Raw genomic sequence first — 26,629 nt, forward strand, 5'->3', positions numbered from 1 at the left:
CGTGTCCAAGATCTCCAAGTCATGGCGCCGTACGCCACGGACCGCCCTCGCCGCGTGCGCGGTCGCCTCCCTCGTCGCCGGCCTGACCGCCTGCGGCGGCGGTGGTGACGGCGACGACGAGCAGGCCAAGCTCGGCAAGGACGACACTCTGACCATCACGACGTTCAGCGAATTCGGCTACGGCGACCTCATCGAGGAATGGAACGCCGACCCTGAGCGCCCCTTCAAGGTGAAGCAGACCGTGGTCGCCGAGTGGGACACCTGGAAGCAGAGCCTCACCACCGGCCTGCAGTCGGGCGAGGGTCTCACCGACATCGTCGCCATCGAGGGCGACATGATGCCCGCGCTCGTCGCCGAGGGCGCCTCCGAGCAGTTCGTCGACCTCACCGACAAGGAGCTCGACAGCCGCTGGATGGAGTCGAAGTACCTCGAGGGCCAGACCGCCGACGGCAAGCAGATCGGCTACCCGACCGACGCCGGCCCCGAGGCGTTCTGCTACCGCGCCGACCTCTTCGAGAAGGCCGGTCTCCCCTCCGACCGCGAGTCCGTGAAGGCCCTCTTCAAGGACTGGGACACCTACTTCGCCACCGGCGAGAAGTTCGTCGCGAAGGTGCCCGAGACCAAGTGGTACGACTCCAGCGGCTCGATCGCTCAGGCGATGCTCAACCAGGTCGAGTTCCCGTTCCAGACCAAGGACCAGAAGATCGACGTCGACAACCCGGAGCTCCGGGCGGTCTACGACTCGGTCGCGAAGTACGCCCCCACCCTCTCCACCCAGGTCGAGCAGTGGAAGGAGGACTGGCAGGCCGGCTTCACCAACAACGGCTTCGCCACCATGCCGTGCCCCGGCTGGATGTTCGCCAACATCAAGGACTCCGCCCCTGACGTGAAGGGCTGGGACATCGTCGACGCCTTCCCGGGCGGTGGCGGCAACTGGGGTGGCTCCTACCTGGCCGTCCCGACGCAGTCGCAGCACCAGGAGGAGGCCAAGGAGTTCGCCAACTACCTGACCAACGCGGAGTCGCAGGTGGCCGCGTCCAAGGTGGCCGGCAACTTCCCGGCCAACCTGGAGGCCCAGTCGGTCCTGGCCGAGGAGAACGCCACGGACCCGTACTTCAACAACGCCCCGACCTCGCAGATCCTCGCCAACCGTGCGGAGGCCGTGCCGGCGGGCGTCCCGTTCAAGGGTGACAAGTACTCCGACATCCTCGGCCTCTTCCAGCAGGCGATCCGTCGCGTCGACGAGGGCACCGACCCCGAGAAGTCGTGGGCGACGTTCACCGAGGGCGTCGAAGGAATGTCCTGATCCATGCCGACGACCACATCCGCCCCGGTCGAGAACGCCACCACGGCGACCTCGACCGGGGCGTCCCCCCGCCGCCAGACCTGGCGTGACCGGCTCTCCCGGTGGGACCTGAAGCTCTCGCCGTACCTCTACGTCGCGCCGTTCTTCCTGGTGTTCATCCTCATCGGGCTCTACCCGATGCTCTACACCGGCTACCTGTCCTTCTTCTCCTGGCCCGCCTACGGCGCCGACCGTGGTCCGTGGGTCGGCTGGGAGAACTACGCCCACGTCCTCGGCGACTCGGTCTTCCGGAAGGCCTTCTGGAACACCATCGGGATGTTCCTGCTCTCCTCGGTGCCGCAGATCATCGTGGCGACGATCCTCGCCGCGCTGCTCGACACCCAGCTCAAGGGCCGGACCTGGTGGCGGATGAGCATCCTGCTCCCGTTCGTGGTCGCGCCCGCGGCCTCCGCGCTGATCTTCGGCGCGATCTTCGCCGACAAGACCGGGCTGCTCAACCAGACCCTCGCCGGCATCGGTCTTCCGACGGTGCCCTGGCACGCCGACCGCTTCGCCTCCTGGTCGGCCATCGCGACGATGGTCAACTGGCGCTGGACCGGCTACAACGCGCTGATCGTCCTCGCCGCGATGCAGGCGATCCCGCGGGACCTCTACGAGGCCGCCGAGATCGACGGTGCCTCGAAGGTGAAGCAGTTCTTCCACGTCACGCTGCCCTCGATCCGCCCGACCATGATCTTCGTCATCGTCACCTCGACGATCGGCGGCCTGCAGATCTTCACCGAGCCGCGACTCTTCGACACCAACCTGCGCCACCAGGGCGGCTCCGACTTCCAGTACCAGACCCTGACGATGTACGTCTTCAACACCGCCCAGACCTCGACCAACCCGTACCCGCGGGCGGCTGCCGCCGCCTGGATCCTGTTCCTGATCATCGTCGGGATCGCGCTGGTCAACTTCCTGGTCACCCGGGCCGTCCAGCGAAGGAGCCTGCGATGAGCAGACGACCTGGATTCCTCGTCTACGGGCTGCTCACGGCCTTCCTGCTGGGCTCGGCGTTCCCGCTCTACTGGTCCTTCGTCATCGGGTCCGTCACCCGGCAACGGGCGATCCAGTCGCCTCCGCCGCTGGTCCCCGGCGGGCACTTCTTCGAGAACGCCGCGCGGGTCTTCGACCGGATCGACTTCTGGTCGGCACTGCTCAACTCGGTCATCATCTCCGGGATCTCGGCAGCCTCGGTCGTGCTCTTCTCGACCCTGGCGGGCTACTCCTTCGCCAAGCTCCGCTTCCGCGGCGCCAACGCGGGGATGGTCTTCGTCGTCGCGACCCTGGCGGTGCCGACCCAGCTGGCCCTGGTGCCGATGCTCAAGCAGTTCTCCAACCTCGGCCTGACCGGCACCCACGCGGCCGTGATCCTGCCGTGGGTGGTGACCGCGTTCGGCGTCTTCTTCATGAGGCAGTACCTCGTCGACGCGATCCCCGACGAGCTCATCGACGCGGCCCGCGTCGACGGCGCGTCCATGATCCGTACGTTCTGGACCGTCGCGATCCCCGCCGCGCGACCGGCGATGGCGATCCTCGGACTGTTCACCTTCATGCAGGTGTGGACCGACTTCATGTGGCCGCTGATCGTGCTGCAGGGATCCGACGTGCAGACGCTGCAGACCGCGCTCGACGCGCTCAAGGTCGCCCCGGGTCAGGGACAGTCCGACATGGCGCTGGTCCAGGCCGGAACGATCCTCGCGACCGTACCCCTACTTCTGTTGTTCATCGCCACCGGGCGCCACCTCGTGTCCGGCATCATGCAAGGAGCCGTCAAAGGATGACCACCTCGACCCAGCAGAGCCGCACCTTCCCCGAGAACTTCCTCTGGGGCGCGGCCACCGCGTCCTACCAGATCGAGGGAGCGGTCGACGAGGACGGACGTACGCCGAGCAACTGGGACACCTTCTCCAGGGTCCCCGGTGCGATCCTCAACGGCGACAACGGCGACGTGGCCTGCGACCACTACCACCGCATGCCCGAGGACGTCGCGCTGATGAAGCGGCTCAACCTGGCCTCGTACCGCTTCTCGACGGCCTGGCCGCGGATCCGGCCCGACGGCGGGAAGGTCAACCAGGCGGGGCTCGACTTCTACAGCCGGCTCGTCGACGAGCTGCTCGAGGCCGAGATCGCGCCGTGGATCACGCTCTACCACTGGGATCTGCCGCAGGCGCTGGAGGAGCAGGGCGGTTGGACCAGCCGCGACACCGCCTACCGGTTCGTGGAGTACGCCACGACCGTATACGACGCGCTCTCCGACCGGGTCGACAACTGGACGACGCTGAACGAGCCGTGGTGCTCGGCGTTCCTCGGCTACTCCGGCGGGCAGCACGCGCCGGGCCGCCAGGAGGGCGTGGCCGGCATCGTCGCGGCCCACCACCTGATGCTCGGGCACGGCCTCGTGGTCAACGAGCTGCGCAGCCGCGGCGCGACGCCGGAGAACGGGAAATCGCTCGGCATCACCCTCAACCCGACGGTCGTCGACCCCTACGACGCCGACCGCCCCGAGGACGTCGACATGACCCGGCGGATCGACGGTCTGCACAACCGGGTGTTCTTCGAGCCCCTGTTCCGAGGCAAGTACGCCGACGACCTGACCACCGACACCGAGGGGCTGACCTTCCAGAGCCGACCCTGGCAGGACTGGGTGCTCGAGGGCGACCTGGAGGTCATCTCGGCGCCGCTCGACGTGCTCGGGATCAACTTCTACTTCGGCAACGCCATCGCCGCGAAGCCGTTCGAGATCGAGCCCGACCAGGTGCTGGGCAGCCGGCTCGTGCACTCCGACCTGCCGCGCGGCAACCCCTACCCCGGTGCCGGGTTCGTGACCCCGCGCACCGGTCGCGCCACGACCGCACGCGACTGGGAGATCGACCCGGTCTGGCTGACCCGGCTGCTGACCCGGCTCAGGGACGAATACGGTGCCCCGCCGATCTACATCACCGAGAACGGCGCCTACTATGACGACGTGGTCGAGGACGGGGCAGTGCACGACACCGCGCGCCTCGACTACATCGACCAGCACCTGCGCGCGACGCTCGACGCGATCGAGCAGGGCGTCGACGTGCGCGGCTACTTCGCGTGGTCCCTGCTCGACAACTTCGAGTGGAGCTACGGCTACGCGCACCGGTTCGGGATCGTGCACGTGGACTTCGAGACCCAGGAGCGCACCCTGAAGGACAGCGGCCTCTGGTTCGCCGACGTCGCCGCCAACAACCGGGTGCCGGCCCGCCCGTGAACATGCCCACGCTCGACGAGGTCGCCCGGCTGGCTGGTGTCAGCCGGGCGACCGCGTCGCGTGCCATCAACGGCGGCTCACGCGTCTCGGCGAAGGCCGCGGAGGCCGTCGCCGAGGCCGTACGGACGCTGGGCTACGTCCCCAACCCGGCCGCCCGCTCCCTGGTGACGCGCAAGACCGAGACCGTCGCGATGGTCGTGCCGGAGTCGGACGAGCGCGTCTTCGCCGACCCGTTCTTCGCCCGCACGCTGCACGTCGTCACCCAGGCCCTCGCCCAGCGCGACCTGCAGGTCGTGCTGCTGATCGCCCAGCCGGGCGACGAGATGCAACGTACGCTGCGCTACCTGCGCGGCGGGCACGTCGACGGCGCGATCGTCGTCTCCCATCACCGCAACGACGCCCTCGCCGACCACCTCGCGGCCATCGGGCTGCCGGCCGCGTTCATCGGCCGGCCGTTGACCGGCGCGGAGAAGGTCTTCTACACCGACCCCGACAACATCGCCGGGGCCCGCGAGGTCACCAACATCCTGATCGAGCGCGGCTGCCGCCGCATCGGCACCATCACCGGTCCCGTCGACATGAGCGCCGGCACCGACCGCGCCGCCGGATGGCGGTCCGCTCTCGACGCTGCCGGGCTCGCCACCGACGCGGTCGTCGAGGGCGACTTCACCGAGGACGGTGGCGAGGCAGCCTGCGAGATCCTGCTGCGCGACCACCCCGACATCGACGGCCTGATGGTCGCCTCCGACCTGATGGCCGCCGGCGCCCTCCGTGTGCTCGACCGGGCCGGCCGCCGGGTGCCCGACGACATCGCCGTCGTCGGCTACGACGACCTCGGCATCGCCGAGCGCACCACTCCCCCGCTCACCACCGTCAAGAACCCGATAGGAGACATGGCGAGGGAGGCCGTCCGTCTCCTCCTCGCCCAGCTCGACGGTGGCACCACCATCCCGCGGCGGGTCGTCTTCGCGCCCGAGCTGGTGCGGCGTACGTCTGCCTGACCGGCGGCTACCTCTAGTCTGAGCCCATGACACGCATCCGCGCCTTCTCGGGCGCCATGACCGGCGCGGCTCTGCTGGCGATGCCGCTCGCCCTGACGGCCTGCGGCAGCTCGGACAAGGACTTCGTGCAGGAACGGACGGTCGAGCGGATCGCCACCGAGCAGCTCACCAACGCCATCGGCGTCACGCCCGAGGACCTCGACTGCCCCGGCGACCTCGAGGGCAAGGTCGGCACCGAGATGACCTGCGTCCTCACCTCCGAGGGTGAGAAGTACGACGCGATCATCACCGTCGACGAGGTCGACGGTGGCCGGGTCCACTTCCAGATCGACGTGCCGCCCAACGCCACGGAGTGAGCGCGAAGAGTCCCCGGAACCGATAACCTGTTGAGTCGTGTCCCCTCATACGAGGCCCTTCTTCGACCACGTCGCGCGCGTGTGCGACGGCACCCCCTACAAGGCGACCGAGACAGCGCGCGGGTTCGATGTGGAGCTCGACCTGGCCGATGAGCGCTGGCACCCGACGCTGATGGCCGCCAAGCTCCACTGGGTCTTCACCTACCACGTGTCGATGCCGACCCGGAACTCCTACGCGATCATCGAGGACACCCGCAGCCTGGTCTGGTTCGGTGACGTGCCCCACACCCAGAAGACCGGCGTACGCCGCATCGAGGCCGACGACGACCAGACCGACCAGGGCGTGTGGCACGTGCACGACCCCGCCTCCGTGCCCGACCTCGACCAGTACCGTTTCGACGCCGAGGAGGGCCGCACGCTGATCACCAGCGTCGCCCGGCTCTACGCGCTGCAGCAGCGCGGCGCGCGGCACGAAGGGCCCGGCTTCTCCGTCGCGGTGGGCCTGGTCGTGACGCTCTCGGTGATCGCGACCGCCATCGGCGTGGCCGTGATCCTCAACCTGATGGGCACCTTCGGCTCGCCGTCGTGATCACGTCGTAAAAAATCTGTGTGATGCTGGCCCGCATGGATCCGATCCGTGAGGCGCAACGGCAGTGGGTCGCGCACGGCTGGGCCGACGCCGCCGACGGGATGGCGCTGGTGACCTCGCTCGTGCGCGTGCACCAGCTCGTCATGGAACGCGTCGACGCCGCGCTGCGGCCCCACGACCTCTCCTTCGCCCGCTACGAGGTGCTCCGGCTCCTCTCCTTCACCCAGGACGGCCAGCTCCCGATGGCCAAGCTCGGCTCCCGCCTCCAGGTCCATCCCGCCTCGGTGACCAGCGCCGTCGCCCGGCTGGAGAAGCAGGGCTTCGTACGCCGCAGCCGCTCCGACGCCGACGGGCGCGTGGTCCTCGCCGCCATCACCGACGCCGGGCGCGAGGTGGTCGAGGCGGCCACTGTCTCGCTCAACACCGAGGTCTTCGAGAAGCCGGGGATCGAGGACGTACCCGGTCTGACCGCGCTGCTCAGCCAGCTCCGGGCGGCTGCCGGGGACACCGTCGGCTGAGACGTCGGCATCGCGTACTGGCGAGTATGGGTTCCACGACCTATCCTGGAAATACTTGGACGTCCAACTATTCCCTGGGAGCACCGCCCATGTCCGACCTCCACATCCCCCAGCACCACGTGCGGATCGTGACCGCGAGCAGCCTCTTCGACGGCCACGACGCGGCGATCAACATCATGCGCCGGATCTTCCAGGCGCAGGGGTGCGAGGTGATCCACCTCGGTCACAACCGCTCGGTGACCGAGATCGCCGACGCCGCCGTCCAGGAGGACGCCCACTGCGTCGCGGTCTCGTCCTACCAGGGCGGCCACGTGGAGTTCTTCGAATACCTGGTCAGCGCGCTCAAGGAGCGCGGCGCCGGCCACGTGAAGGTCGTGGGCGGTGGCGGCGGCGTCATCGTTCCCTACGAGATCGAGCGGCTGGCCAACTCCGGCGTCAAGATCTTCTCCCCCGAGGACGGTCAGCGGCTGGGCCTGCCGGGGATGATCAACTCGGTCGTACGCGACATCGACCGCGACCTGTGGCCCACCTTCAACATCACCCCCTGCGGCGTGATCGAGGGCTACGGACTCTCCATCGGGCGCGCCATCACCGGCGCTGAGCAGGGCCGGCTGCCCGACGACTTCCTGGCGCAACTGGGTGAGGCCGACCAGGCAGTCGTCCTCGGCATCACCGGCACCGGCGGCTCCGGCAAGTCCTCGCTCACCGACGAGCTGGTCCGGCGGCTGCGTACCGACCAGGAGGACAAGATCCGCATCGGCGTGCTCGCCATCGACCCGACCAGGCGTCGCGGTGGCGGCGCGCTGCTGGGCGACCGGATCCGGATGAACTCGCTGGCCGCGATGCACGACGGCGGCTCGACGACCTTCTACCGCTCGCTGGCCACGCGCGGCGGCCACGAGGTGCCCGAGCACTTCGCCGAGGTGCTCGCCGTGATGAAGGCCGCCGTCGACCTCGTCATCGTCGAGACGCCCGGCATCGGCCAGGGTGACACCGGCATCAGCGACTTCGTCGACGTGTCGCTCTACGTCATGACGCCCGAGTTCGGCGCCGCGAGCCAGCTCGAGAAGATCGACATGCTCGACTTCGCCGACGTCGTGGCGATCAACAAGTTCGAGCGGCGCGGGGCCGAGGACGCGCTGCGCGACGTCTCCCGCCAGCTCGTCCGCAACCGGGAGGCGTTCACCTCCTCCCCCGATGACATGCCGGTCTTCGGCACCTCGGCCGCGGCCTTCGACGACGACGGCGTCACCGCGCTCTACCAGCACATCAAGGGCCTCCTCGTCGAGGCCGGCCTGCCGCTGAGCGAGGGCACACTCCGTCGCGTCGACACCCGCCACTCCACCGGTCTGCACCCGATCATCCCCGAGAAGCGGGTGCGCTACCTGGCCGAGATCGCCGGCGACGTACGCGACTACCACGCGCACACGAGCGAGCTCGTCGCCGCGGCGCGCAAGGAGCAGGCGTACGAGATCGTCGCTGCCGACCACCCCGAGCTCGAGGTCCCTGCCTCCGAGCTCCCCGAGGACCTGCGCAAGCAGCTGGACTCGTGGCAGGAGACCAAGGAGACGTACGCCGCCGACGACCGCGGCCGCACCTCGCTGTCGGGCAACTACATCCCGCGCGTGGCGACCCCGGGCTACACCGACCGCGGCGAGCTGACCCGGTTCCTGCGCAACGAGAACCTGCCCGGCTTCTTCCCGTTCACCGCGGGCGTCTTCCCCTACAAGCGGCAGGGAGAGGACCCCGCCCGGATGTTCGCCGGCGAGGGCGACCCGTTCCGCACCAACCGCCGCTTCAAGCTGCTCTCCGAGGGCCAGCCGGCGACGCGGCTCTCGACCGCGTTCGACTCGGTGACGCTCTATGGCCGTGACCCCGACGTACGTCCCGACATCTACGGCAAGGTCGGCACCTCGGGTGTCTCGGTGGCCACGCTGGACGACATGAAGGCGCTCTACGACGGCTTCGACCTGCTGGCGCCGACGACGAGCGTCTCGATGACGATCAACGGACCGGCGCCGACGATCCTGGCGTTCTTCCTCAACACCGTGATCGACCAGGCGCGCGAGCGCGGCGTCGACCCGGCGAAGGCGCTGCAGACGGTCCGCGGCACGGTGCAGGCCGACATCCTCAAGGAGGACCAGGGCCAGAACACCTGCCTGTTCTCCACCGAGTTCTCTCTGCGCTGCATGGCCGACATCCAGGAGTGGTTCATCGAGAAGGGGGTGCGCAACTTCTACTCGGTGAGCATCTCCGGCTACCACATCGCCGAGGCCGGGGCGAACCCCATCTCCCAGCTCGCCTTCACGCTGGCCAACGGGTTCACCTACGTCGAGTCCTACCTGGCACGCGGCATGGACATCGACGACTTCGCGCCCAACCTGTCGTTCTTCTTCTCCAACGGCATGGACCCGGAGTACTCGGTGATCGGGCGCGTCGCCCGACGGATCTGGGCGATCGCGATGCGGGAGCGCTACGGCGCCTCGGAGCGCTCGCAGAAGCTCAAGTACCACATCCAGACGAGCGGTCGGTCCCTGCACGCGCAGGAGATGGACTTCAACGACATCCGCACCACACTGCAGGCCCTGATCGCGATCTACGACAACGCCCAGTCGCTGCACACCAACGCCTTCGACGAGGCCGTCACCACCCCGTCGGAGGAGTCGGTGCGACGCGCGCTGGCGATCCAGCTGATCATCAACCGCGAGTGGGGCATGGCCTTCAACGAGAACCCGCTGCAGGGCTCCTTCATCATCGACGAGCTCACCGACCTGGTCGAGGAGGCCGTGCTCAAGGAGTTCGACCGGATCTCCGAGCGCGGCGGCGTGCTCGGCGCGATGGAGACCGGCTACCAGCGCGGCAAGATCCAGGACGAGTCGATGCTCTACGAGCACCGCAAGCACGACGGCACCCTGCCGATCGTCGGCGTCAACACGTTCGTACGCGACACCAACGGCACCCCCGCCGGCCCCGTCGAGCTCGCCCGGGCGACCGAGGCCGAGAAGAAGTCCCAGCTCGACCGCGTCCACGCCTTCCAGGACGCCCATCGAGCAGAGGCAGAAGCCGCGATCGTACGTCTCAAGCAGGCCGCCACCTCCGACGAGAACATCTTCGCGGCGCTCATGGACGCCGCTCGGGTCTGCTCGCTCGGTCAGGTCACCGAGGCGTTCTTCGAGGTGGGGGGCCAGTACCGCAGGAATGTATGACCTGCACCGCTGATCGAGCCGCCGGAGGGCTGATGGACGATCTCGGAACCACCTACGACGGCCCGAGGCCCGCGACGCGGGTGGTCTCGCTGGTTCCCTCGCTGACCGAGGCGCTCGCTTCGGTCGCGGCGGACCGGCTGGTGGGTGCCACCGACTGGTGCACACATCCGGCGGAACTGGACGTGCCACGCGTACGCGGCACCAAGAACCCGGACCTCGCCGCGATCGCGGAGCTGGCCCCTGATGTGGTGGTCGCCAACAAGGAGGAGAACCGGGAGCTGGACGTCCGCCGCCTGCGGGAGCGTGGCATCCGGGTCTGGGTGACCGACATCGAGACCGTCCCTCAGGCAGTCTCCTCGATGGAGAGCCTCCTCGACGGTCTCGGCTGGGACCGTCCCGACTGGCTCACCGAGGCGCGTCGGCTGTGGTGCGGGCCGCTCCCCCGGGTCAGCCGCCGGGTCGCGGTGCCGATCTGGCGCGACCCGTGGATGGTGGTGGGCTCACGGACGTTCACCGGCGACCTGCTGCGGCGGCTGGGGTGGGAGAACGTCTACGGCGCTCATGCGGAGCGCTACCCCCACGTCGACCTAGCAGAGATCGACGACTCCGGAGCCGATGCCGTGCTGCTCCCCGACGAGCCGTACGTCTTCACCGCCGAGGACGGCCCGGAGGCCTTCGCGCGGACTCCGACCGAGCTGGTCAGCGGTCGGCTGATCACCTGGTACGGCCCGAGTCTCCTCGAGGCTCACCGACTCCATCGCTCGGTCTGAGTGAGGCGGAACAGCAGAGCGAGCGGGGGCACGACCACGACGCCCGCGATCGCGACGGCGACGAGCAGGGCCTGCAAGGTCGCCTCGGCACCGCCTGCGTCGGCGAGACGGACCTCGTCGACGAGGAGCCACGGATACTGCCCGACGCCCCAACCGGAGATCACGGTGGCCACCGCGATCAGGGCCGGCAGCCGGGCGAGGGCGAAGCGCTCCTTCCAGAGCAGCCACAAGGTGGCCAGCCCGGCCAGGAACGAGCAGACGATCAGCGGCGCCGCCTGTCGCTCCAGGCCGTCGGCCAGCGTGGGGGCGTCGATCTCGATCGGGATCAGCGCGATGAAGACGACCAGTCCGGTGGCCAGCCCAACGCCGATGGTCCGGACCCGGAGAGCCGAGGCCAGGGCGGGCTTTCCGCCACGTACGGCGTCGGCGCAGAGGAACACACCGGCCAGAAAGGCGCAGGTGCCGACCGCGATGATCCCGCCGAAGACCGAGGTCGGGTTCAGCCAGGACGACCAGCGGTCGCCGTAGCCCCCGGCAGGCACCCGGCCGGAGGCGATCGCCCCGGCGACGGTCCCCAGGAAGAACGGCGTGATGATCGAGGACGTCGCGAAGACGACACCGAACGTACGAGCCTGGGACAGCGTCGCGGAGTACTTCCGGAAGGCGAAGGAGGCACCACGGAGCACGATGCCGAGCAGTGCCAGCAGCAACGGCACGATCAAGGTCGTCATCACGGCGGCGAACGACTCCGGGAACGCCGTCCACCACACCACCAGGCAGTAGATCAGCCATACATGGTTGACCTCCCACACCGGCCCGATGCTGTGGTCGATGAGCGTCCGGAGCTCCGCACCCCGACGTGCCCCGCCGGCCGTGAGGTCGAAGAAGCCGGACCCGAAGTCGGCTCCGCCGAACAGCGCGTACGCCAGGACACCGACGAACAGCGCCGCCGCGACGGCCACCTCCAGGCTCATCACCGGGCCTCTTCCGAGATCGCCGCCGGGCCGTACGGGCTGGGCAGGTCCTCGCCGCCCTCGCGCCACCGGCGCGCCATCGAGCGCAGCACCAGGACGGCACCGATCGTCAACAGCGTGTAGACCACCAGCATCGTGCCGAAGACCCACCACAGACCCGGGTTGTCCCCGGCGGCGTCGACGGTGCGCATCACGTCGTAGACCACCCAGGGCTGGCGCCCGACCTCGGTGGCGACCCAGCCGGCCTCGAGCGCGACCACGGCCAGCGGACCGGCGGCGACCGCGAACCAGCAGAACCATCGGGTCTCGAGCAGGTCGCGACCGCGCCAGCGCAACAGCCAGTAGCCGATGACGGCCAGCATCAGCAGCGATCCGATGCCGATCATCGTCTGGAACGCGAGATGGGTGATGTTGACCGGCGGGACGTCGGAGGCAGGGAAGGTGTCGAGCCCGCGCACGGGCAGGTCGAAGCTGCCCCGGGCGATGAAGGAACCCCAGTTGGGGATCTCGACGAAGTAGCGGGGTTCGCCGTCGATCATCAGCCCGCCCAGGCGTAGCGGCGCCGGCTGCTCGGTGGTCTCGGCCAGCTCGAACGCAGCCAATTTCGCCGGCTGGGTCTCGCCGAGCCGGATGCCGAGGACGTGACCGACGACCGGCTGGAGCACAGCCGCCACCGACGCGAAGACGAACGGCACCGTGAAGCCGAGCCGGTGATGGCGGTCGCGCCGTCCTCGCAGGGCACCGGCGGCGTACACCGCCGACACCACGAAGCCCGCGACCATGAACGCGGCCAGCCACATGTGCAGGAACTGCAGCAGCGCGCCCTGGTTGAACATCGCCTGCCACGGTTCGACGTCGACCACCTCACCTGCGGCGTCGATCCGGAAGCCGGTGGGCATGTTCATCCAGGCGTTGACCGAGATGACGCAGAAGGTCCCGAAGATCCCGGCGGCGGCCATCGGCACCAGGCAGAGCAGGTGCAGGCGCGGTGACATCCGGCCCCAGCCGTAGAGGTACAGGCCCAGGAAGATCGCCTCGGTGAAGAACGACAGCCCCTCGAACGCGAACGGCAGACCGAGGACGTCACCGAACTTCTCCATCAGCCCCGGCCAGAGCAGCCCCATCTCGAAGCTGAGCACGGTGCCGGAGACCGCGCCGATCGCGAAGAGCACCGCAGAGACCTTCGCCCACCGTTTCGCCAGGACGAGCGCCACCTCGTTGCCACGGAGGCCGAGGAGGTGGACGACGAAGATCATGCTCGGGAAGGCGACGCCGAAGCAGGCCAGGATGATGTGCCACCCGAGCGAGAAGGCCATCTGCTGTCGCGCCGGCAGGAGCCCGGCCGGCTCCTCGGCAGCAAGCGCAAGCGCTTCGGCGATCACGGTCCGAGCCTAAGCACACCGGACCAAACAGTCACCAACCGTGTGTCCGGCAGGTTGGGCGCCGCGCAGTGCGACGGTCTCAGTCGCGCGACGCGAGAACCGCCAGGTCACGCACGGCATAGCGGTGGTGCTCGGCCTCCTCGTCGAGGACGACCTTGAGGCAGCGGCGTACGGAGAACTCGGCGTCGGTGTAGCCGCCGACCGGGCGCCGCTCGCAGAGCCGGTCGAGGTCCTCGTCGGTGAGGCCCGCGACGTAGCCACGGATCGTCGCCATCCGTGCGAGCCGGGCCTCCAGCACCTCGTCGAGGCCCGCCTCGACGCTGGTGTCGATCCCGGTGCCTTCGTCAGACCCCGCGGGCCCGTAGCCGAGCGGGTGGTAGGGCGAGTCCTCCTCGAGCACACAGTTGCCGAACCACTTGTCACTGGCGAAGAGCAGGTGTCGAAGCGTCTCCACGAACGACCACTCGCCGTCGACGCGCTCGTGCTGCTTCTCCTCCGGCATCGCCCGGACCCGCTCGACCGTTGCCGCCCATTCCTTCTCGAGCAGATTCCAGACCGAGCGGATCTCGTCGGCGGTCTCCGCCTCACGCGCGAGGCGGCGCGACGGGTGGATGCGGTCGAGCTCGGACTGGACGTACGCCGTCACGTCGACGTCGTTGACCACCACCCGGCCGAAGTCACCGGCGAGATAGACGTCTCGGCCCCAGCAGTCGACGATCTTCAGCCGCTCCTCGAACCAGCAGTCGCGGATCTCCAGGCCGCTGAGGTCGCTCTGATGGATCAACGCGTCGCGGAACCGGTCGGTCTCGGCGTACGTCCTGGTCGGCTCGGAAGGCATACGCCATCGTCGGCCGACCGGGCCGACCCGTCAACGGACTAAAACGGGCCTACCGGAAGGCGGGCTTCTCCTTGGCCAGGAAGGCGCGGACGCCCTCCTTGAAGTCGGCGCCGGTGTAGACCTCGCGCAGCAGGTCCTCGTCACCGTCCGGCGAGGCCTCGGTGCGGGCGGCGTACGTCGCGAGCTGGCTCTTGGTGGCGCGCACGGTGACGCCGGACAGCGGCAGGATGCCCTCGACCAGGGCGTCGACCTCGTCACTCAGCGAGTCGGTGACGGCGGTCAGGGCACCGGTGGCGTAGGCGCGGTCGGCGGTGATCAGGCGGGCGGCGAGGAGCATCTCCCGCACGACCGGTTCGCCGAAGACGGCGGCCGCGCGGTAGACGATGGAGGCCGCGAGCGCGTTGCCGAGCGTCTTCGCGATCGGGTAGCCGAAGCGGGAATGGGGCGTCGCGACCCGCAGGTCGCAGTGGGTGGCGACCGCGAGCCCGCCCCCGACGCAGACCCCGTCGACCGCGGCGATGGTGACCTGCGGGAGGGCGAAGAGCTTCTCGAGCAGCGAGCGGATCCAGTCCTCGTAGTCCACCGCGTCGCGGGAGAGGAAGTCGGAGATCTCGTTGCCGGCCGCGAACGCCCGCCCGCCGGTCCCGGTCAGCACCAGTACCTTCACCGACTCGTCAGTCGCGAGCTCGTCGCACAGATCGTGCAGCGCGCCGTACATCTCTGCGGTGAAGGCGTTGTGCTTCTGGGGGCGGTTGAAGGTCACCTGCACGACGCCGGGGCGCCGCTCCACTACCAAGTCCTCGCTCACGGGAACCGAGCGTAGGGCACCCCCACGGGTGCCCTACGGTGGCGTTCGTCACACGTGCGGCTTCACCTGGTCGGTGTAGATCTTCTCCAGAGCCGTCTTCAAGCTGTCCATCTCGGTCTGGACGTCCTTGTTCTCGGTGAGGATCGAGGCCATGTGGTTGGCCATCTCCAGGTCGCCGCCGGGCAGGAAGACGCGGGCGTAGTCCTGCGAGCGGGTGTTGGGGAGCTGGTCGATCGCGACCTGGGCCTGGGGCGTCTTCTTCAGGATCGCCGCCGGATCCGCCGACTTGCGGATCGGCACGTAGCCGGTCGCCTCGGAGAACTTGATGGCCTGCTCGGGCTCGGTGAGGAACTTGATGAAGGTGCCGGCCGCGAGCTGCCGCTCGGGACTGATGTCCTTCGGGATCCCGACTCCCGAGCCACCGGTCGGGCAGATCTTCTCGGTCTCCACCGGCCCGGCGGGCAGCGGAGCGACGCCGACGTCGAACTTCGCCGAGGTGATCGCGGTGATCAGGTCACCGGTGGAGCCCACGGTGGCGCTGGCGACGCCCGCCGCGAAGTCCTGGATCTGGTCGACGCCCGCGACCCCGGCGACCTTGTCCTTGTAGACCCAGTCCTTGAGGAAGGAGAGCGCCTCGACCGACTCGGCCGAGTTGCAGGTGATGTCGAAGGACTCCTCCTTCGACCAGCCGCCACCCCAGCCCCACAGGTTGTTCTGCAGGGTCCACCCGGCGTAGCCCGCCAGGGCCGGGAACTGGAAGGCGAACTTCGCGCCGCTGGCCTGGGCGAGCTTGGTCTTCCACTCGCCGAACTCCTCCCAGGACTCCGGACCCTGCTCGGGAAGTCCGGCCTTCTTCCAGTGGTCCTTGTTGTAGTAGAAGAGCGGCGTCGAGCGGGCCCACGGCACCGCCCAGTGGGCGTCGTCGTAGAGGTAGTCGCCCAGCAGCGAGTCGACGTAGTCGTCGGTGTCGAACTCGAGCGCCTCGAAGAGGGAGTCGAGCGGGATGATCTGGTCGTTCATCTTGTAGCGGAACCACCACACGTCCGACAGGTTGATGATGTCGGGCAGGTCTCCGCCGGTCTGCGCGGTCTGGAACTTCTGCGCGATCTCCTCGTAGTCGGCGCCGGCCGTGACGAGCTTGACGGTGATGTCGGGCTGCGAGGCGTTGAAGGCGTTGACGATCTCCGTGCTGACCTTGATCGAGTCACCGGGGTTGGAGGTCCAGAAGGTGATCTCCTTGGCCGGCTTCACCCCGGTGAAGTCGATCTGCTCGACGGCGCTCGCGCCGCCTCCGCCGCCGCTGGTCGAGGGGCCGCCGCCGCAGGCGGAGAGCGCCGCCGCGGAGATGCCCAGGGCGCTGAGGCCGAGGAACCGCCGTCGGTCCAGGATCAGGCCCGAGCGATGCAGGTTGGACGAGGTGTTCATGGAGCATCCCTTCCCTGTCGTGGCAAGACGTCAGCCTTTGACGCCGCCTTGGGTGAAGCCGTTGACGATGTGGCGCTGAAGGAGCGCGAAGACGACGAGGATCGGCAGCAGCACCATCACCGTGCCGGCCATCAGGACTCCGAACGAGCTGGCCGCGGACTCGCTGTTCTGCAGCAGCGTCAGACCGCGCGGCAGGGTCATCATCTCGGGGTCGGTGATGATGATCAGCGGCCACAGGTAGTCGTTCCACTCGTAGACCACGTTGACCAGCGCCACGGTCGCGATGCTCGGCAGGGCCATCGGGACCACGCAGTGCCACAGCCGCCGCCAGTGGCCGGCGCCGTCGAGGTGGGCCGCCTCGATCACCTCGTAGGGCAGCTGCAGGAATGCCTGGCGGAGGAGGAACGTACCGAAGCCGGTGCCGAGGCCGGGCAGGATGAGGCCCCAGTAGGTGTTCTCGCCGCCGAGGCTGCTGATGAAGACGTAGTTGGGCAGCGCGGTCACCTGGGGAGGCACCATCATCGTGGCGAGCACGCCCCAGAAGACGTACTTCTTGCCGGGGAACTCGCAGAAGACCAGCCCGTACGCCGTCAGGATCGCGAGCAGCACCTTCAGTCCGGCGCCGACGACCGTGACGATGCCGGAGTTGAGGAAGAGCCGCCCGAAGGGGACCTTCTGCGCGGCCTCGGAGTAGTTCTCCGGCTGCCAGACCTCGGGGAAGACGACGAGGTCGGTGGTCGCCAGATCCCCCGGGCCCTTGAAGGAGGCCAGGATCATGTAGCCGAGCGGCAGCACGACGACGAGCACCGCGAGCAGCAGCACCAGGTAGTCACGTACGGTCAGCGGCGTCAGCCGCACTCTGCGGGAGGGAGCAGTGGCGCTCATCGGTAGTGGACCCGCCTCTCCACGACGATCAGCTGGACGAGCGTGAGGACCACGAGGATCGCGAAGAGCACCGTGGAGAGCATCGCGGAGTAGCCGGCCTGGCTCTGCTCCTTGAAGCCCGTCAGGTAGGCGTCGAAGATCAGCGTGCGGGCGCCGCGGCCGAGCTTGTCCATCGCGATCAGCAGGTCGAAGGCCTGCAGGCTGTTGAGGATCGTGGTGACCATCAGGAAGAACGTGGTCGGCGACAGCAGCGGCAGCGTCACCGTGAAGAACCGCCGCACCGGCCCGGCGCCGTCGAGGTCGGCGGCCTCCAGCAGGTCGCCTGGCACGGCCTGCAGACCGGCGAGGTAGACGACCGCGGCGTAGCCGAGGTTCTTCCAGACGTAGACGATGATCACCATCGTCAGCGTCCATGGTGGCGAGTTGATCCACTCCGGGCTGTTCAGCCCGATGTCGCGCAGGATCGCGGAGAGCGCGCCGATGTTGGGGTCGAAGATGTAGAGCCAGGCGAGCCCGACGCCGTAGCCGGAGAGGATGTAGGGCGCGAAGACCGTGGCCTGCGCGAAACCGGCGCCCGGGAGCCTGCGGTTGAGCGCCAGCGCGACGCCGAGGCCGAGCGCGAGGGTGAGCCCGACGGTGGCGACCGTGAAGATGCCGGTGGTCGTCAGGACCTTGCCGGCCTCACCGGAGGTGAAGAAGTCGCGGTAGTTGCCCAGCCCGACCGGGGTCGCGAACTTCGAGCCCAGCGTCCAGTTGAGCGTCGAGTAGTAGATGTTCTGGAAGAGCGGCCGGTAGATGAAGACCGCGATCAGCGCGACGTTGGGGAGGACGAACGCCAGAAAGATCAGCCACTCCCGTACGCGTCTTCCCGAGAGTGCCTGACGTGGTCGCTTGGTGGTGACTGCCGTCATACCTGGCACGACCGGTGAGTCAAGCGGCTGGGTCGGACCCCGTCAAGAGTAAAACTCTTGGTCTCAAGATTTCGTTACCGGAAACTGACCGTGAACATCAGGTGCTGACGAGCCAACGCCCGAGCAACGTGCCGTCGTGCTCGATGAGCGACGCCAGAGACACCGGTACGTCGATGGGCGGCCCGGTCACGATCCGCCGGCCGTCGCCGGCGAGGAGCTTGGGCGTGATCGTGTGGCAGAGCTCGTCGACGACGCCGGCCTCGAGCAGCGACCCGAGGAGGCTCGGCCCGCCCTCGCAGAGAACGTGGCGCATGCCCTCGTCGTGCAGCTCCTTCATCAACGCGGGCAGATCGACCTCGGAGTCGCCGACGACGTAGACGTTCTGCTCGCCGATCTCGTCGCGCGCGGCGGCCAGGCCGGGAGCCTCCGCCACGGTGGCGAGCCGGACCGCGCCAGGCTCGCAGCCCCGCAGGTCGTCGGGGACCCGGCCGCGACGGGAGACGATGACGATCGGCGTGCCCTTGGCCGAGTACGTCTCGGCGACGGCGGTCCCGGCACCGACCAGCACCACGTCGGCGAGGTCGCGCAGAATGTGGAAGACGTCGACGTCGACCGCGTTGTTGACCGTGCCGGAGAGGCCGTCCGAGCCGGTCGCCGCACCGTCCAGAGAGCTGACCATGTTGGCGCGCAGCCAGGGCAGCCGGGGAGGTGTGTAGATGGCGCGCAGGCCTTCGCGAGTCGTCGGGTCACCGTCACCGTGCATGAGGATCACCCTGCCAACGTTAGGCGCTGGCGCCTGCCGCTATCTTCTTCGCATGAGTTGGTTGGTTACCGGAGGCGCGGGCTACATCGGATCGCACGTCGTGCAGGCGCTGCTCGACGCAGGCCTCGAGCCGGTCGTCATCGACGACCTCTCGTCCGGGTTCGCGAAGTTCGTGCCCGACAACGTCACGTTCGTCGAGGCGACGCTGCTGGACAAGGCGGCGATCGAGCAGGCGATCACCGACAACGGCGTCGAGGGAGTCATCCACCTCGCCGGCTTCAAGTACGCCGGTGTGTCGGTGCAGCGGCCACTGCACACGTACGCGCAGAACGTCACCGGCACCGCCAACCTTCTCGAGGCGATGGTGGCCACCGGTGTCGACAAGCTGGTCTTCTCCTCCTCCGCGGCGACCTTCGGCACCCCCGACGTCGACCTGGTCACCGAGACCACGCCGACCAACCCGGAGAGCCCCTACGGCGAGTCGAAGCTGATCGGCGAGTGGCTGATCGCCGACGTGGCGCGTGCCGAGGGCCTCGCGCACACATCGCTGCGCTACTTCAACGTCGTCGGCTCCGGCAGCAAGGACCTCTACGACACCAGCCCCCACAACCTGTTCCCGCTCGTCTTCGACGCGCTGGCCAAGGGCAAGACGCCGCAGATCAACGGCGACGACTACCCGACCCCCGACGGCACCTGCGTACGCGACTACGTGCACGTTGCCGACCTCGCCCACTCCCACGTCGTCGCCGCCAAGCGGCTCGCCGAGGGCAAGGACCTCGAGCCGGTCTACAACCTCGGCTCCGGCGACGGCTCCTCGGTGCGGCAGATCATGGACGCCATCCGCGAGGTGACCGGCATCGACTTCGAGCCGGTCATCAAGCCGCGGCGCCCCGGCGACCCCGCCCGCATCGTCGCCACCGGCGAGCTCGCCCGGCGCGACCTCGAGTGGGAGATGCGCCACGACCTGCGCTCCATGGTCGCCACCGCCTGGGAGGCTCGTCAGGCTGCGGGGGCGGACTACCCGAGCTGACTTCGGGCGGGATGCTCACCGAGGCAACTCGGTCAGCGCACACTCCCCTCGTGGAACTCCACGAAATCAGCGACGGCTCACCGAGTTACCTCGGTGAGCCGTCGGGCATGAAGGGCCAGGATCAGGCCTTCTTGGCAGCCGTCTTCTTGGCCGGAGCCTTCTTGGCGGGAGCCGGCTTCTCGGCCGGAGCGGCCTCGGCCTTCGGAGCCTCGGCCTTAGGGGCCTCAGCCTTGGGAGCCTCGGCGGGGGTCTCGGCGGTCTCGGACTTCTTGAACTTCGCGACGAAGGTCTCACCACGGGTGGCGAGCTTGTCGTAGGTGCCGGTGGCGGAGCCGGTGGTCTCGTCGAGCTTGGCCTTGACGGTGGTCTTCAGCTTCTCGGGCAGGACGGTGTACTGCTCCTTGGCGAGCGCCGGGAGGGTCTTCGGGTCGAAGCCGGTCACGGTCGCCTTGGCGGCGGTGGCCTTCTCGGTCGCCTGGGTGCGGTAGGAGGTCAGCTTGGTGGTCGCCTCGGAGCGGTAGCCGTCGACCCGCTTCTGCAGGTCGGTGGCGAGGTCCTTGACGGTCTCGTAGGCGAGGTCAGCGACGCCGGCGACGGCGTTGAGGGGCTTGGTGGTCTCAATCTTGGGCAGCGTGGGCATCTGGGTTCTCCTCGTGATGGGGTTCTTCGTCGGTTTCATCGGCGGCCGGCGCATCGTCGGTGACACGACTGTTGAGAGCAAGGAACGAGTGGTAGACGTCGAGCAGCGAGTGCTTCTGCCGCTCGGTCAGGTTGGGATCGGCGAGCACCGCTAGCTCCACAGACCCTCCGACGTTGGAGTCAGGGCTGAGGATCCCGGCACGGACGTAGACCTGCTCCGCCGAGATGCGCAGCGCCTTGGCGATCTGCTGGAGGACCTCAGCCGATGGCTTGCGCAGACCACGCTCGATCTGGCTGAGGTAGGGGTTGGACACACCTGCTTGGTCGGCGAGCTGGCGCAGAGACATCTCGGCCGAGATCCTCTGCTCCTTCAGATACTCGCCGAGCGAGCCAACCGCACTCGTGACCTTGCTCTTGACCATGACTCCAGTGTGCTAACAATTGCTAGCAATCACAAGTCCTCGGCAACCGAAGTGACACACATCACCCACTAGTTGCTTGGTCAACCGGCGGAAACATGGGTTAACACGACGTCACGACGTCGCTAACAGACCGCTAGCAGATCAGAGCAGAGCACGGATCTCCCCGACCCGGACGCCGCCCCCGAGGATCGGCGCCTCCCCCGTCGCCCGCACCGCATCGGCGTCGACCCCGTCCAGGTCACCGACCCCGTCGCGCAGCAGCGCGGCGGCCATCACGACCGCACGCGCCCGGTCGCCGCCGTCGTCGGCCTTCAGCGCCCACGCGCGGCCGTCGGGCAGAGCCACCGCATAGACGGCCTCCGCACCCAGCTTGCCGATCAGGCCGGGTACGGCGCGGTGCAGTGCGACCTCGTCGCGCGTCGTGCCCGAGACGTACTCGGGGTGGAGGCGCATCGCCTCGGCGACCCGGGCCCCCGGCCCGTCGACCGCCGAGGCGATCGTCGAGAAGGCCCGGGCGAGCCCGGTCAGCGAGGTCGACAGCGCCGGTGCGCCGCAACCGTCGACCGTGACGTACGCAGCCTCGCCGGTGCACGCCTCGAACACCTCCTGTATCCCCTCCTGGAGCGGGTGCTTGGGGTCCAGATAGCCCTCCAGCGGCCAGCCGGCGGCGACGCAGGTGGCGAGCATCGCGGCGTGCTTGCCGGAGCAGTTCATCGCCAGCCGGCTCTTCGCCTCCCCGCGGCGGAGCGCCTCCTCGCGCGCCTCCACGCCGAGCGGGTAGTCCTCGATGTTGCCGAGCGCGGACTCGTCCAGGCCGACGGTGGCGAGGATGCGGCGTACGCCTTCCTGGTGGAACTCCTCGCCCGAGTGGGAGGCGCAGGCGAGGGCGAGCAGGTCGGGCGGCAGGTCGAGGCCGAGGAGCACCATGGCGAGCGCCTGAACCGGCTTGTTCGAGGAACGCGGGAGGATCGGCGAGTCAACGTCGCCGAGCGACCACCCCACGGTGCCGTCGGCCTCCAGGCAGAGGGCTGATCCGTAGTGGTGTCCCTCGACGAAGTCGGAGCGGACGATCTCGGCGAACGGCACGGGTGCTGGCATGGGGGCGAGACTATGTGAGAGTTGCCCCGTGTTCGCCGACCTCCTCACCCAAGACGCGCTCAGCGTGCTCGTGGTCAGCTTCGGCATCGGCATCGTCGTCGGGCTGACCGGCATGGGCGGTGGCGCCCTGATGACGCCGGCGCTGATCTTCCTCGGGGTGCCGCCGACGACCGCGGTCGCCAACGACCTCGTCGCCGCCTCGGTCAACAAGTCGGTCGGGGCCGCGGTGCACTGGCGCCACGGCTCGCCCAACATCCGGCTGGCGACCTACCTGATCATCGGCTCGGTGCCGTTCGCGTTCCTGGGCACGTTCGTGCACAAGCTGGCGCCGGGCGACACCGACCACTTCCTGAAGATGATCCTCGGCGGTGCGCTGCTGTTCGCGGCGGCGTCCTACATGTTCCGGATGTATCTCCAGCTTCGCCTGGTCACCGGCGGCAACGAGGCTCCCCAGGACGATCCCGACCTGAAGCCGCTGCTCACCATCGTCATCGGCGCGCTCGGTGGCCTCCTGGTCGGCATCACCTCGGTCGGCTCCGGATCGGTCATCATGATCGCGCTGCTGCTGGTCTACCCGACGCTCTCGGCGGTCAAGCTCGTCGGCACCGACCTGCTCCAGGCGGTGCCGCTCGTGCTCGCCGCCGCCATCGGCCAGGTGATCAACCACGGTGTCGACTGGGCGGTGCTGATCCCGCTCATCCTCGGCGGCACCCCCGGCACCTTCCTCGGCTCCCGGATGGCGCGCTGGGTCTCCCAGTCGGTCATCCGGCGCGGCATCGTCATCATGCTGACGCTCTCGGGCGCCAAGATGCTCGGCGCCGACGCCACCTTCCTGCTGCTCCTCGGCGGCGCGATGCTGCTCCTGGGCCCGCTGCTGTGGGGCTTCATCCGGCAGTCGCGCGGCCTGGAGCCCTTCGACAACAACGCCGCCGCCTGGCGGCTGCCAGAGCGCTCTCAGAAGTAGCCGACCGCCGAGTCGGCCCGTCTTGACGGGCCGACTCGGCAGGGGGTCAGGCTTTGAGGTAGCGGCGCAGCGCGTCGAGGTGGTCCTCGGGCTCGAAGCCGGTGGCGGTGAGCTTCTCGAGGGACATCACCGAGTTGAGCGGCCGCGGGGCGACGCCCTCCTTGCCGGCGAAGTAGGCCTCGGTCGAGGTGGCGCCCACGTCGGCCCCGTCACGCCCGGACAGCGAGAACACCTCGGCGGCGATGTCGCGCCACGAGCACGGCTCGCCGGCGTTGGTGCAGTTGTAGACCCCGTACGCAGCCCCGGACCGCAGCAGATGAGCGGTGGCCGCCGCGAGCGTGTCGGTGAAGGTGAGCCGGCCGATCTGGTCGTCGACCACGGTGGGTGAGACGCCCTTCTCGGCGAGAGCCGCCATGGTGCGTACGAAGTTCTTGCCCTCACCCACGACCCACGAGGTGCGCAGGATGTAGTGGCGGGGCGTGCCCGCGACGGCGATGTCGCCGGCGGCCTTGGACTGGGCGTAGACGCCGAGCGGCGAGACCGGCTCGTCCTCGGTGTGCTCCGTGGCGGTGCCGTCGAAGACGTACTCGGTCGAGTAGTGCACCAGGGTCAGCCGGTGCTCGGACGCGACCCGGGCGAGCAGCGCCGGGGCCGTCGCGTTGGCGGCCCAGGCGGTGCGTCGGCCGTCGGGAGTCTCGGCGGCGTCGACGGCGGTGTAGGCCGCGGCGTTGAGGATGAGCTGATAGTCGGCCCACGGCCAGGCCGCGACCGCCTTCTCGTCGGAGATGTCCAGCTCGTCGAGATCGACCGCGTCCGCCTCCGGGAAGACCGACACGAGAGCCCGTCCGAGCTGGCCGTTGGAGCCGATGATCAGCGTCTTCTTCGGCTTCATCGGGGTGACCTCGGCCAGCCGGGGGTTGGCCTTGTCCTTCTCGGAGATCTCGGCGGACTCCAGCGGGATCGGCCACGGGATCGCAGCCGTCTCGTCGGCCAGGTTGAGCGCCGGGTAGGCGAACCCGGGACGCCAGTGGTCGTTGACCAGGTAGGAGTAGACCGTGAGGTCCTCCAGCGCCTGGTAGGAGTTGCCGACCCCACGCGGCACGAAGACCGCGGTCTCCGGGCCGATCTCGACCGAGAACGTCGTCCCGAACGAGTCACCTTCGCGCATGTCGACCCAGGCCGCGAAGACCCGGCCGCACGCCACCGACACGAACTTGTCCCACGGCTCGGTGTGGATGCCTCGGGTCGCACCGCGGGAGGCGTTGAAGGACGTGTTGTTCTGCACCGGCCCGAAGTCGGGGAGCCCGAGCGCGATCATCTTCTCGCGCTGCCAGTTCTCCTTGAACCAGCCACGGGCGTCACCGTGCACGGGCAGGTGGACGACCAGCAGACCGGGGATCGGTGTCTGCTCGACGGAGAGGTCGGACATTCACTGCCCCTTCGCGGCGTACTTGGCTTCGGTCTCGTGCTTGAGCGGCGACCACCAGGCCTCGTTCTCCTGGTACCAGGCGATCGTCGCGGCCAGGCCCTTGTCGAAGTCCTGGTATTTCGGCTCCCAGCCGAGCTCGTTGCGCAGCTTGCCGGACTCGATGGCGTAGCGGCGGTCGTGGCCGGCGCGGTCGGTGACCCACTCGATGTCGTCCTCGGGCCTGCCGAAGTGGCGCAGGATCGCACGGACGACCTCGACGTTGGACTTCTCACCGTCGGCGCCGATCAGGTAGGTCTGCCCGATCCGGCCCTTCTCCAGGATCGTCCAGACCGCCGAGGAGTGGTCGTCGGTGTGGATCCAGTCGCGGACGTTGAGCCCGTCGCCGTAGACGCGCGGCCGGCGGCCCTCGATCACCTCGGTGATCTGGCGCGGGATGAACTTCTCGACGTGCTGCCAGGGGCCGTAGTTGTTGGAGCAGTTGGAGATCGTCGCGCGCACGCCGAACGAGCGCACCCAGGCGCGGACGAGGTGGTCGGAGCCGGCCTTGGAGGCCGAGTAGGGCGAGGAGGGCTGGTAGGGGGTATCTTCGGTGAATCGCTTGGGGTCGGAGCCCACCTCGTCGAGCAGAGGGAGGTCGCCGTAGACCTCGTCGGTGGAGACATGGTGGAAACGTACGTCGTGCTTGCGGACCGCCTCGAGCAGCACGAAGGTGCCGACGATGTTGGTCTGGACGAACGGCGCCGGGTCGGAGAGCGAGTTGTCGTTGTGGGACTCGGCCGCGTAGTGCACCACCGCGTCCGACTCCGCGACCAGCGGCTCGACGACCGCGGCGTCGGCGATGTCGCCGACCACCAGCTTCACCCGGTCGTCCGGGAGCCCGGCCAGCGACGCCTCCGAGGAGGCATAGGTCAGCTTGTCGAGCACCGTCACGTACGCGTCGGTGTTGGCCACGAGGTGGTGCACGAAGTTGGAGCCGATGAACCCGGCCCCGCCAGTCACAAGAATCCGTCTCACCGGTTCATCGTAGGCAGAATTAACCACGCAGTGGTCGCCTCGCCCCGGTGGGTTCCCTAGAACGTGGGGTGAACATCCGTAGGATCAACTGACCATGAAGGGCATCATCCTCGCCGGAGGCACCGGCTCACGTCTGCACCCGATCACTCTCGCGATCAGCAAGCAGCTGATGCCGATCTACGACAAACCGATGATCTACTACCCGCTGACCACGCTGATGCTGGCCGGCATCCGGGACATCCTGGTCATCACCACGCCCCACGAGGCCTCCGGCTTCCACCGCCTCCTCGGCGACGGCAGCCACCTCGGCGTCAACATCAGCTACGCCGAGCAGCCGTCCCCCGACGGTCTCGCCCAGGCGTTCACGATCGGTGCCGACGTCGGCTTCCTCGACGAGTCCGAGGACGGCGTCGGCCTCGTGCTCGGCGACAACATCTTCTACGGTCCCGGCCTCGGCACCCAGCTCGCCCGCTTCAAGACCATCCACGGCGGCGCCGTCTTCGGCTACCGCGTCGCCGACCCGCGGGCCTACGGCGTGGTCGAGTTCGACGAGTCCTTCAAGGCCATCTCGCTCGAGGAGAAGCCGGAGAAGCCGAAGAGCCCGTACGCCGTCCCCGGCCTCTACTTCTACGACAGCTCGGTCATCGAGCACGCCCGCAACCTGCGGCCCTCCGCTCGCGGCGAGCTCGAGATCACCGACCTCAACCGGATCTACCTCGAGGCCGGCACCCTCTCGGTCGAGGTGCTCCCCCGCGGCACCGCCTGGCTCGACACCGGCACCCTCGAGGACCTCAACGAGGCCGCCAACTTCATCCGCGCCATCGAGCACCGCCAGGGCACCAAGATCGGTGCCCCCGAGGAGGTCGCCTGGCGCCAGGGCTGGCTCTCCGACGACGAGCTCCGGGAGCTCGCCCAGCCGCTGCTGAAGAGCGGCTACGGGAAGTACCTGCTCGGCCTGCTGGCCTGATCACAGACGAAAAAGACGTACGTGGCGGGGCAGTGCCCCGCCGCGTACGTCTTGTGT

26 protein-coding genes are annotated in these 26,629 nt (G+C 68.6%); 13 read left to right on the forward strand and 13 right to left on the reverse strand.

From position 1 onward, the window contains the following. Position 1: 1 nt before the first annotated feature. The 10 genes from G5C66_RS12325 to G5C66_RS12370 all read left to right on the forward strand — a co-directional run bounded on the left by G5C66_RS12325 (position 2) and on the right by G5C66_RS12370 (position 11,023). Positions 2-1,306 carry an extracellular solute-binding protein gene (locus tag G5C66_RS12325; RefSeq protein ID WP_165111263.1) on the forward strand — a complete coding sequence of 435 codons (1,305 nt, stop codon included), beginning with the start codon at positions 2-4 and terminating at the stop codon, positions 1,304-1,306. Between the two features lie 3 nt (positions 1,307-1,309). Next, the gene (locus tag G5C66_RS12330) at positions 1,310-2,302 is read left to right on the forward strand and encodes a carbohydrate ABC transporter permease (protein ID WP_165111264.1); all 993 of its coding nucleotides are present in this window, start codon (positions 1,310-1,312) and stop codon (positions 2,300-2,302) included. Continuing rightward, positions 2,299-3,129 carry a carbohydrate ABC transporter permease gene (locus tag G5C66_RS12335; RefSeq protein ID WP_165111265.1) on the forward strand — a complete coding sequence of 277 codons (831 nt, stop codon included), beginning with the start codon at positions 2,299-2,301 and terminating at the stop codon, positions 3,127-3,129. Before G5C66_RS12330 ends, G5C66_RS12335 begins: the two co-directional genes overlap by 4 nt. After that, positions 3,126-4,583, forward strand: coding sequence for a GH1 family beta-glucosidase (locus G5C66_RS12340; protein WP_165111266.1), 1,458 nt, complete (start codon positions 3,126-3,128; stop codon positions 4,581-4,583). The genes G5C66_RS12335 and G5C66_RS12340 overlap by 4 nt, the downstream gene beginning before the upstream one ends. Positions 4,584-4,585: 2 nt before the next feature. Then, positions 4,586-5,584, forward strand: a complete 999-nt coding sequence (locus G5C66_RS12345; RefSeq protein WP_165111396.1) for a LacI family DNA-binding transcriptional regulator — start codon at positions 4,586-4,588, stop codon at positions 5,582-5,584. Positions 5,585-5,610: 26 nt separating this feature from the next. Then, the gene (locus G5C66_RS12350) at positions 5,611-5,940 is read left to right on the forward strand and encodes a DUF4333 domain-containing protein (RefSeq protein ID WP_165111267.1); all 330 of its coding nucleotides are present in this window, start codon (positions 5,611-5,613) and stop codon (positions 5,938-5,940) included. 37 nt (positions 5,941-5,977) lie between these two features. After that, positions 5,978-6,529 (forward strand): hypothetical protein, encoded by a 552-nt coding sequence (locus tag G5C66_RS12355; protein WP_165111268.1) that lies wholly within the window; start codon positions 5,978-5,980, stop codon positions 6,527-6,529. Positions 6,530-6,564: 35 nt separating this feature from the next. Next, on the forward strand, positions 6,565-7,047 hold the full coding sequence (locus G5C66_RS12360; protein ID WP_206444013.1) for a MarR family winged helix-turn-helix transcriptional regulator: 483 nt from the start codon (positions 6,565-6,567) through the stop codon (positions 7,045-7,047). Between the two features lie 89 nt (positions 7,048-7,136). Beyond that, positions 7,137-10,253 (forward strand): fused isobutyryl-CoA mutase/GTPase IcmF, encoded by a 3,117-nt coding sequence (gene icmF, locus G5C66_RS12365; RefSeq protein WP_165111270.1) that lies wholly within the window; start codon positions 7,137-7,139, stop codon positions 10,251-10,253. 29 nt (positions 10,254-10,282) lie between these two features. Next, positions 10,283-11,023, forward strand: a complete 741-nt coding sequence (locus G5C66_RS12370; protein ID WP_420901740.1) for a helical backbone metal receptor — start codon at positions 10,283-10,285, stop codon at positions 11,021-11,023. Here the strand turns inward: G5C66_RS12370 and G5C66_RS12375 are convergent. The 8 genes from G5C66_RS12375 to G5C66_RS12410 all read right to left on the reverse strand — a co-directional run bounded on the left by G5C66_RS12375 (position 10,999) and on the right by G5C66_RS12410 (position 19,009). After that, positions 10,999-11,997, reverse strand: coding sequence for a cytochrome d ubiquinol oxidase subunit II (locus G5C66_RS12375; RefSeq protein WP_165111272.1), 999 nt, complete (start codon positions 11,995-11,997; stop codon positions 10,999-11,001). The two genes, G5C66_RS12370 and G5C66_RS12375, sit on opposite strands and share 25 nt — an antisense overlap. Then, positions 11,997-13,379, reverse strand: a complete 1,383-nt coding sequence (locus G5C66_RS12380; protein ID WP_165111273.1) for a cytochrome ubiquinol oxidase subunit I — start codon at positions 13,377-13,379, stop codon at positions 11,997-11,999. The genes G5C66_RS12375 and G5C66_RS12380 overlap by 1 nt, the downstream gene beginning before the upstream one ends. A 79-nt stretch (positions 13,380-13,458) precedes the next feature. Then, entirely contained in the window at positions 13,459-14,217 is a 759-nt protein-coding gene (locus G5C66_RS12385) for a DinB family protein (RefSeq protein ID WP_165111274.1), read from the reverse strand. A gap of 49 nt (positions 14,218-14,266) precedes the next feature. Next, positions 14,267-15,025: an enoyl-CoA hydratase-related protein gene (locus tag G5C66_RS12390; RefSeq protein ID WP_165111275.1), complete on the reverse strand. Its 759-nt coding sequence runs from the start codon at positions 15,023-15,025 to the stop codon at positions 14,267-14,269. A 48-nt stretch (positions 15,026-15,073) separates the two neighbouring features. Continuing rightward, positions 15,074-16,450: an ABC transporter substrate-binding protein gene (locus G5C66_RS12395; protein WP_165111276.1), complete on the reverse strand. Its 1,377-nt coding sequence runs from the start codon at positions 16,448-16,450 to the stop codon at positions 15,074-15,076. A 30-nt stretch (positions 16,451-16,480) separates the two neighbouring features. Then, a complete protein-coding gene (locus G5C66_RS12400; protein WP_165111277.1) occupies positions 16,481-17,335 on the reverse strand; it encodes a carbohydrate ABC transporter permease in 855 nt (284 codons plus the stop codon). Then, positions 17,332-18,246: a carbohydrate ABC transporter permease gene (locus G5C66_RS12405; protein WP_165111278.1), complete on the reverse strand. Its 915-nt coding sequence runs from the start codon at positions 18,244-18,246 to the stop codon at positions 17,332-17,334. The genes G5C66_RS12400 and G5C66_RS12405 overlap by 4 nt, the downstream gene beginning before the upstream one ends. A gap of 97 nt (positions 18,247-18,343) precedes the next feature. Next, positions 18,344-19,009: a dihydrofolate reductase family protein gene (locus G5C66_RS12410; protein ID WP_206444049.1), complete on the reverse strand. Its 666-nt coding sequence runs from the start codon at positions 19,007-19,009 to the stop codon at positions 18,344-18,346. Positions 19,010-19,061: 52 nt separating this feature from the next. Between G5C66_RS12410 and galE the strand changes: the two genes are divergently transcribed. After that, positions 19,062-20,039, forward strand: a complete 978-nt coding sequence (galE, locus tag G5C66_RS12415) for a UDP-glucose 4-epimerase GalE (RefSeq protein WP_165111280.1) — start codon at positions 19,062-19,064, stop codon at positions 20,037-20,039. A 121-nt stretch (positions 20,040-20,160) separates the two neighbouring features. Here the strand turns inward: galE and G5C66_RS12420 are convergent, their stop codons facing one another. The 3 genes from G5C66_RS12420 to G5C66_RS12430 all read right to left on the reverse strand — a co-directional run bounded on the left by G5C66_RS12420 (position 20,161) and on the right by G5C66_RS12430 (position 22,198). Continuing rightward, entirely contained in the window at positions 20,161-20,679 is a 519-nt protein-coding gene (locus tag G5C66_RS12420) for a hypothetical protein (protein WP_165111281.1), read from the reverse strand. Further along, positions 20,657-21,100, reverse strand: a complete 444-nt coding sequence (locus G5C66_RS12425; protein WP_165111282.1) for a helix-turn-helix domain-containing protein — start codon at positions 21,098-21,100, stop codon at positions 20,657-20,659. Before G5C66_RS12425 ends, G5C66_RS12420 begins: the two co-directional genes overlap by 23 nt. A gap of 141 nt (positions 21,101-21,241) precedes the next feature. Then, complete coding sequence (locus G5C66_RS12430; protein WP_165111283.1) at positions 21,242-22,198, reverse strand: asparaginase; 957 nt, start codon at positions 22,196-22,198, stop codon at positions 21,242-21,244. A gap of 28 nt (positions 22,199-22,226) precedes the next feature. Here G5C66_RS12430 and G5C66_RS12435 point away from each other — a divergent pair, with 28 nt between their 5' ends. Next, positions 22,227-23,162, forward strand: a complete 936-nt coding sequence (locus tag G5C66_RS12435; RefSeq protein WP_165111284.1) for a TSUP family transporter — start codon at positions 22,227-22,229, stop codon at positions 23,160-23,162. A gap of 46 nt (positions 23,163-23,208) precedes the next feature. On the opposite strand, the gene G5C66_RS12440 is transcribed toward G5C66_RS12435, so the two are convergent. Both G5C66_RS12440 and rfbB read right to left on the reverse strand, forming a co-directional pair. Beyond that, entirely contained in the window at positions 23,209-24,591 is a 1,383-nt protein-coding gene (locus G5C66_RS12440; RefSeq protein ID WP_165111285.1) for a sugar nucleotide-binding protein, read from the reverse strand. Then, positions 24,592-25,605, reverse strand: a complete 1,014-nt coding sequence (rfbB, locus tag G5C66_RS12445; protein WP_165111286.1) for a dTDP-glucose 4,6-dehydratase — start codon at positions 25,603-25,605, stop codon at positions 24,592-24,594. It lies immediately after the preceding gene. Positions 25,606-25,699: 94 nt separating this feature from the next. Here rfbB and rfbA point away from each other — a divergent pair, with 94 nt between their 5' ends. Continuing rightward, positions 25,700-26,572 carry a glucose-1-phosphate thymidylyltransferase RfbA gene (rfbA, locus tag G5C66_RS12450; protein ID WP_165111287.1) on the forward strand — a complete coding sequence of 291 codons (873 nt, stop codon included), beginning with the start codon at positions 25,700-25,702 and terminating at the stop codon, positions 26,570-26,572. Positions 26,573-26,629: the final 57 nt, after the last annotated feature.

Origin of the sequence: Nocardioides turkmenicus (assembly GCF_011045035.1) — a bacterium.
Lineage (GTDB): Bacteria > Actinomycetota > Actinomycetes > Propionibacteriales > Nocardioidaceae > Nocardioides > Nocardioides turkmenicus.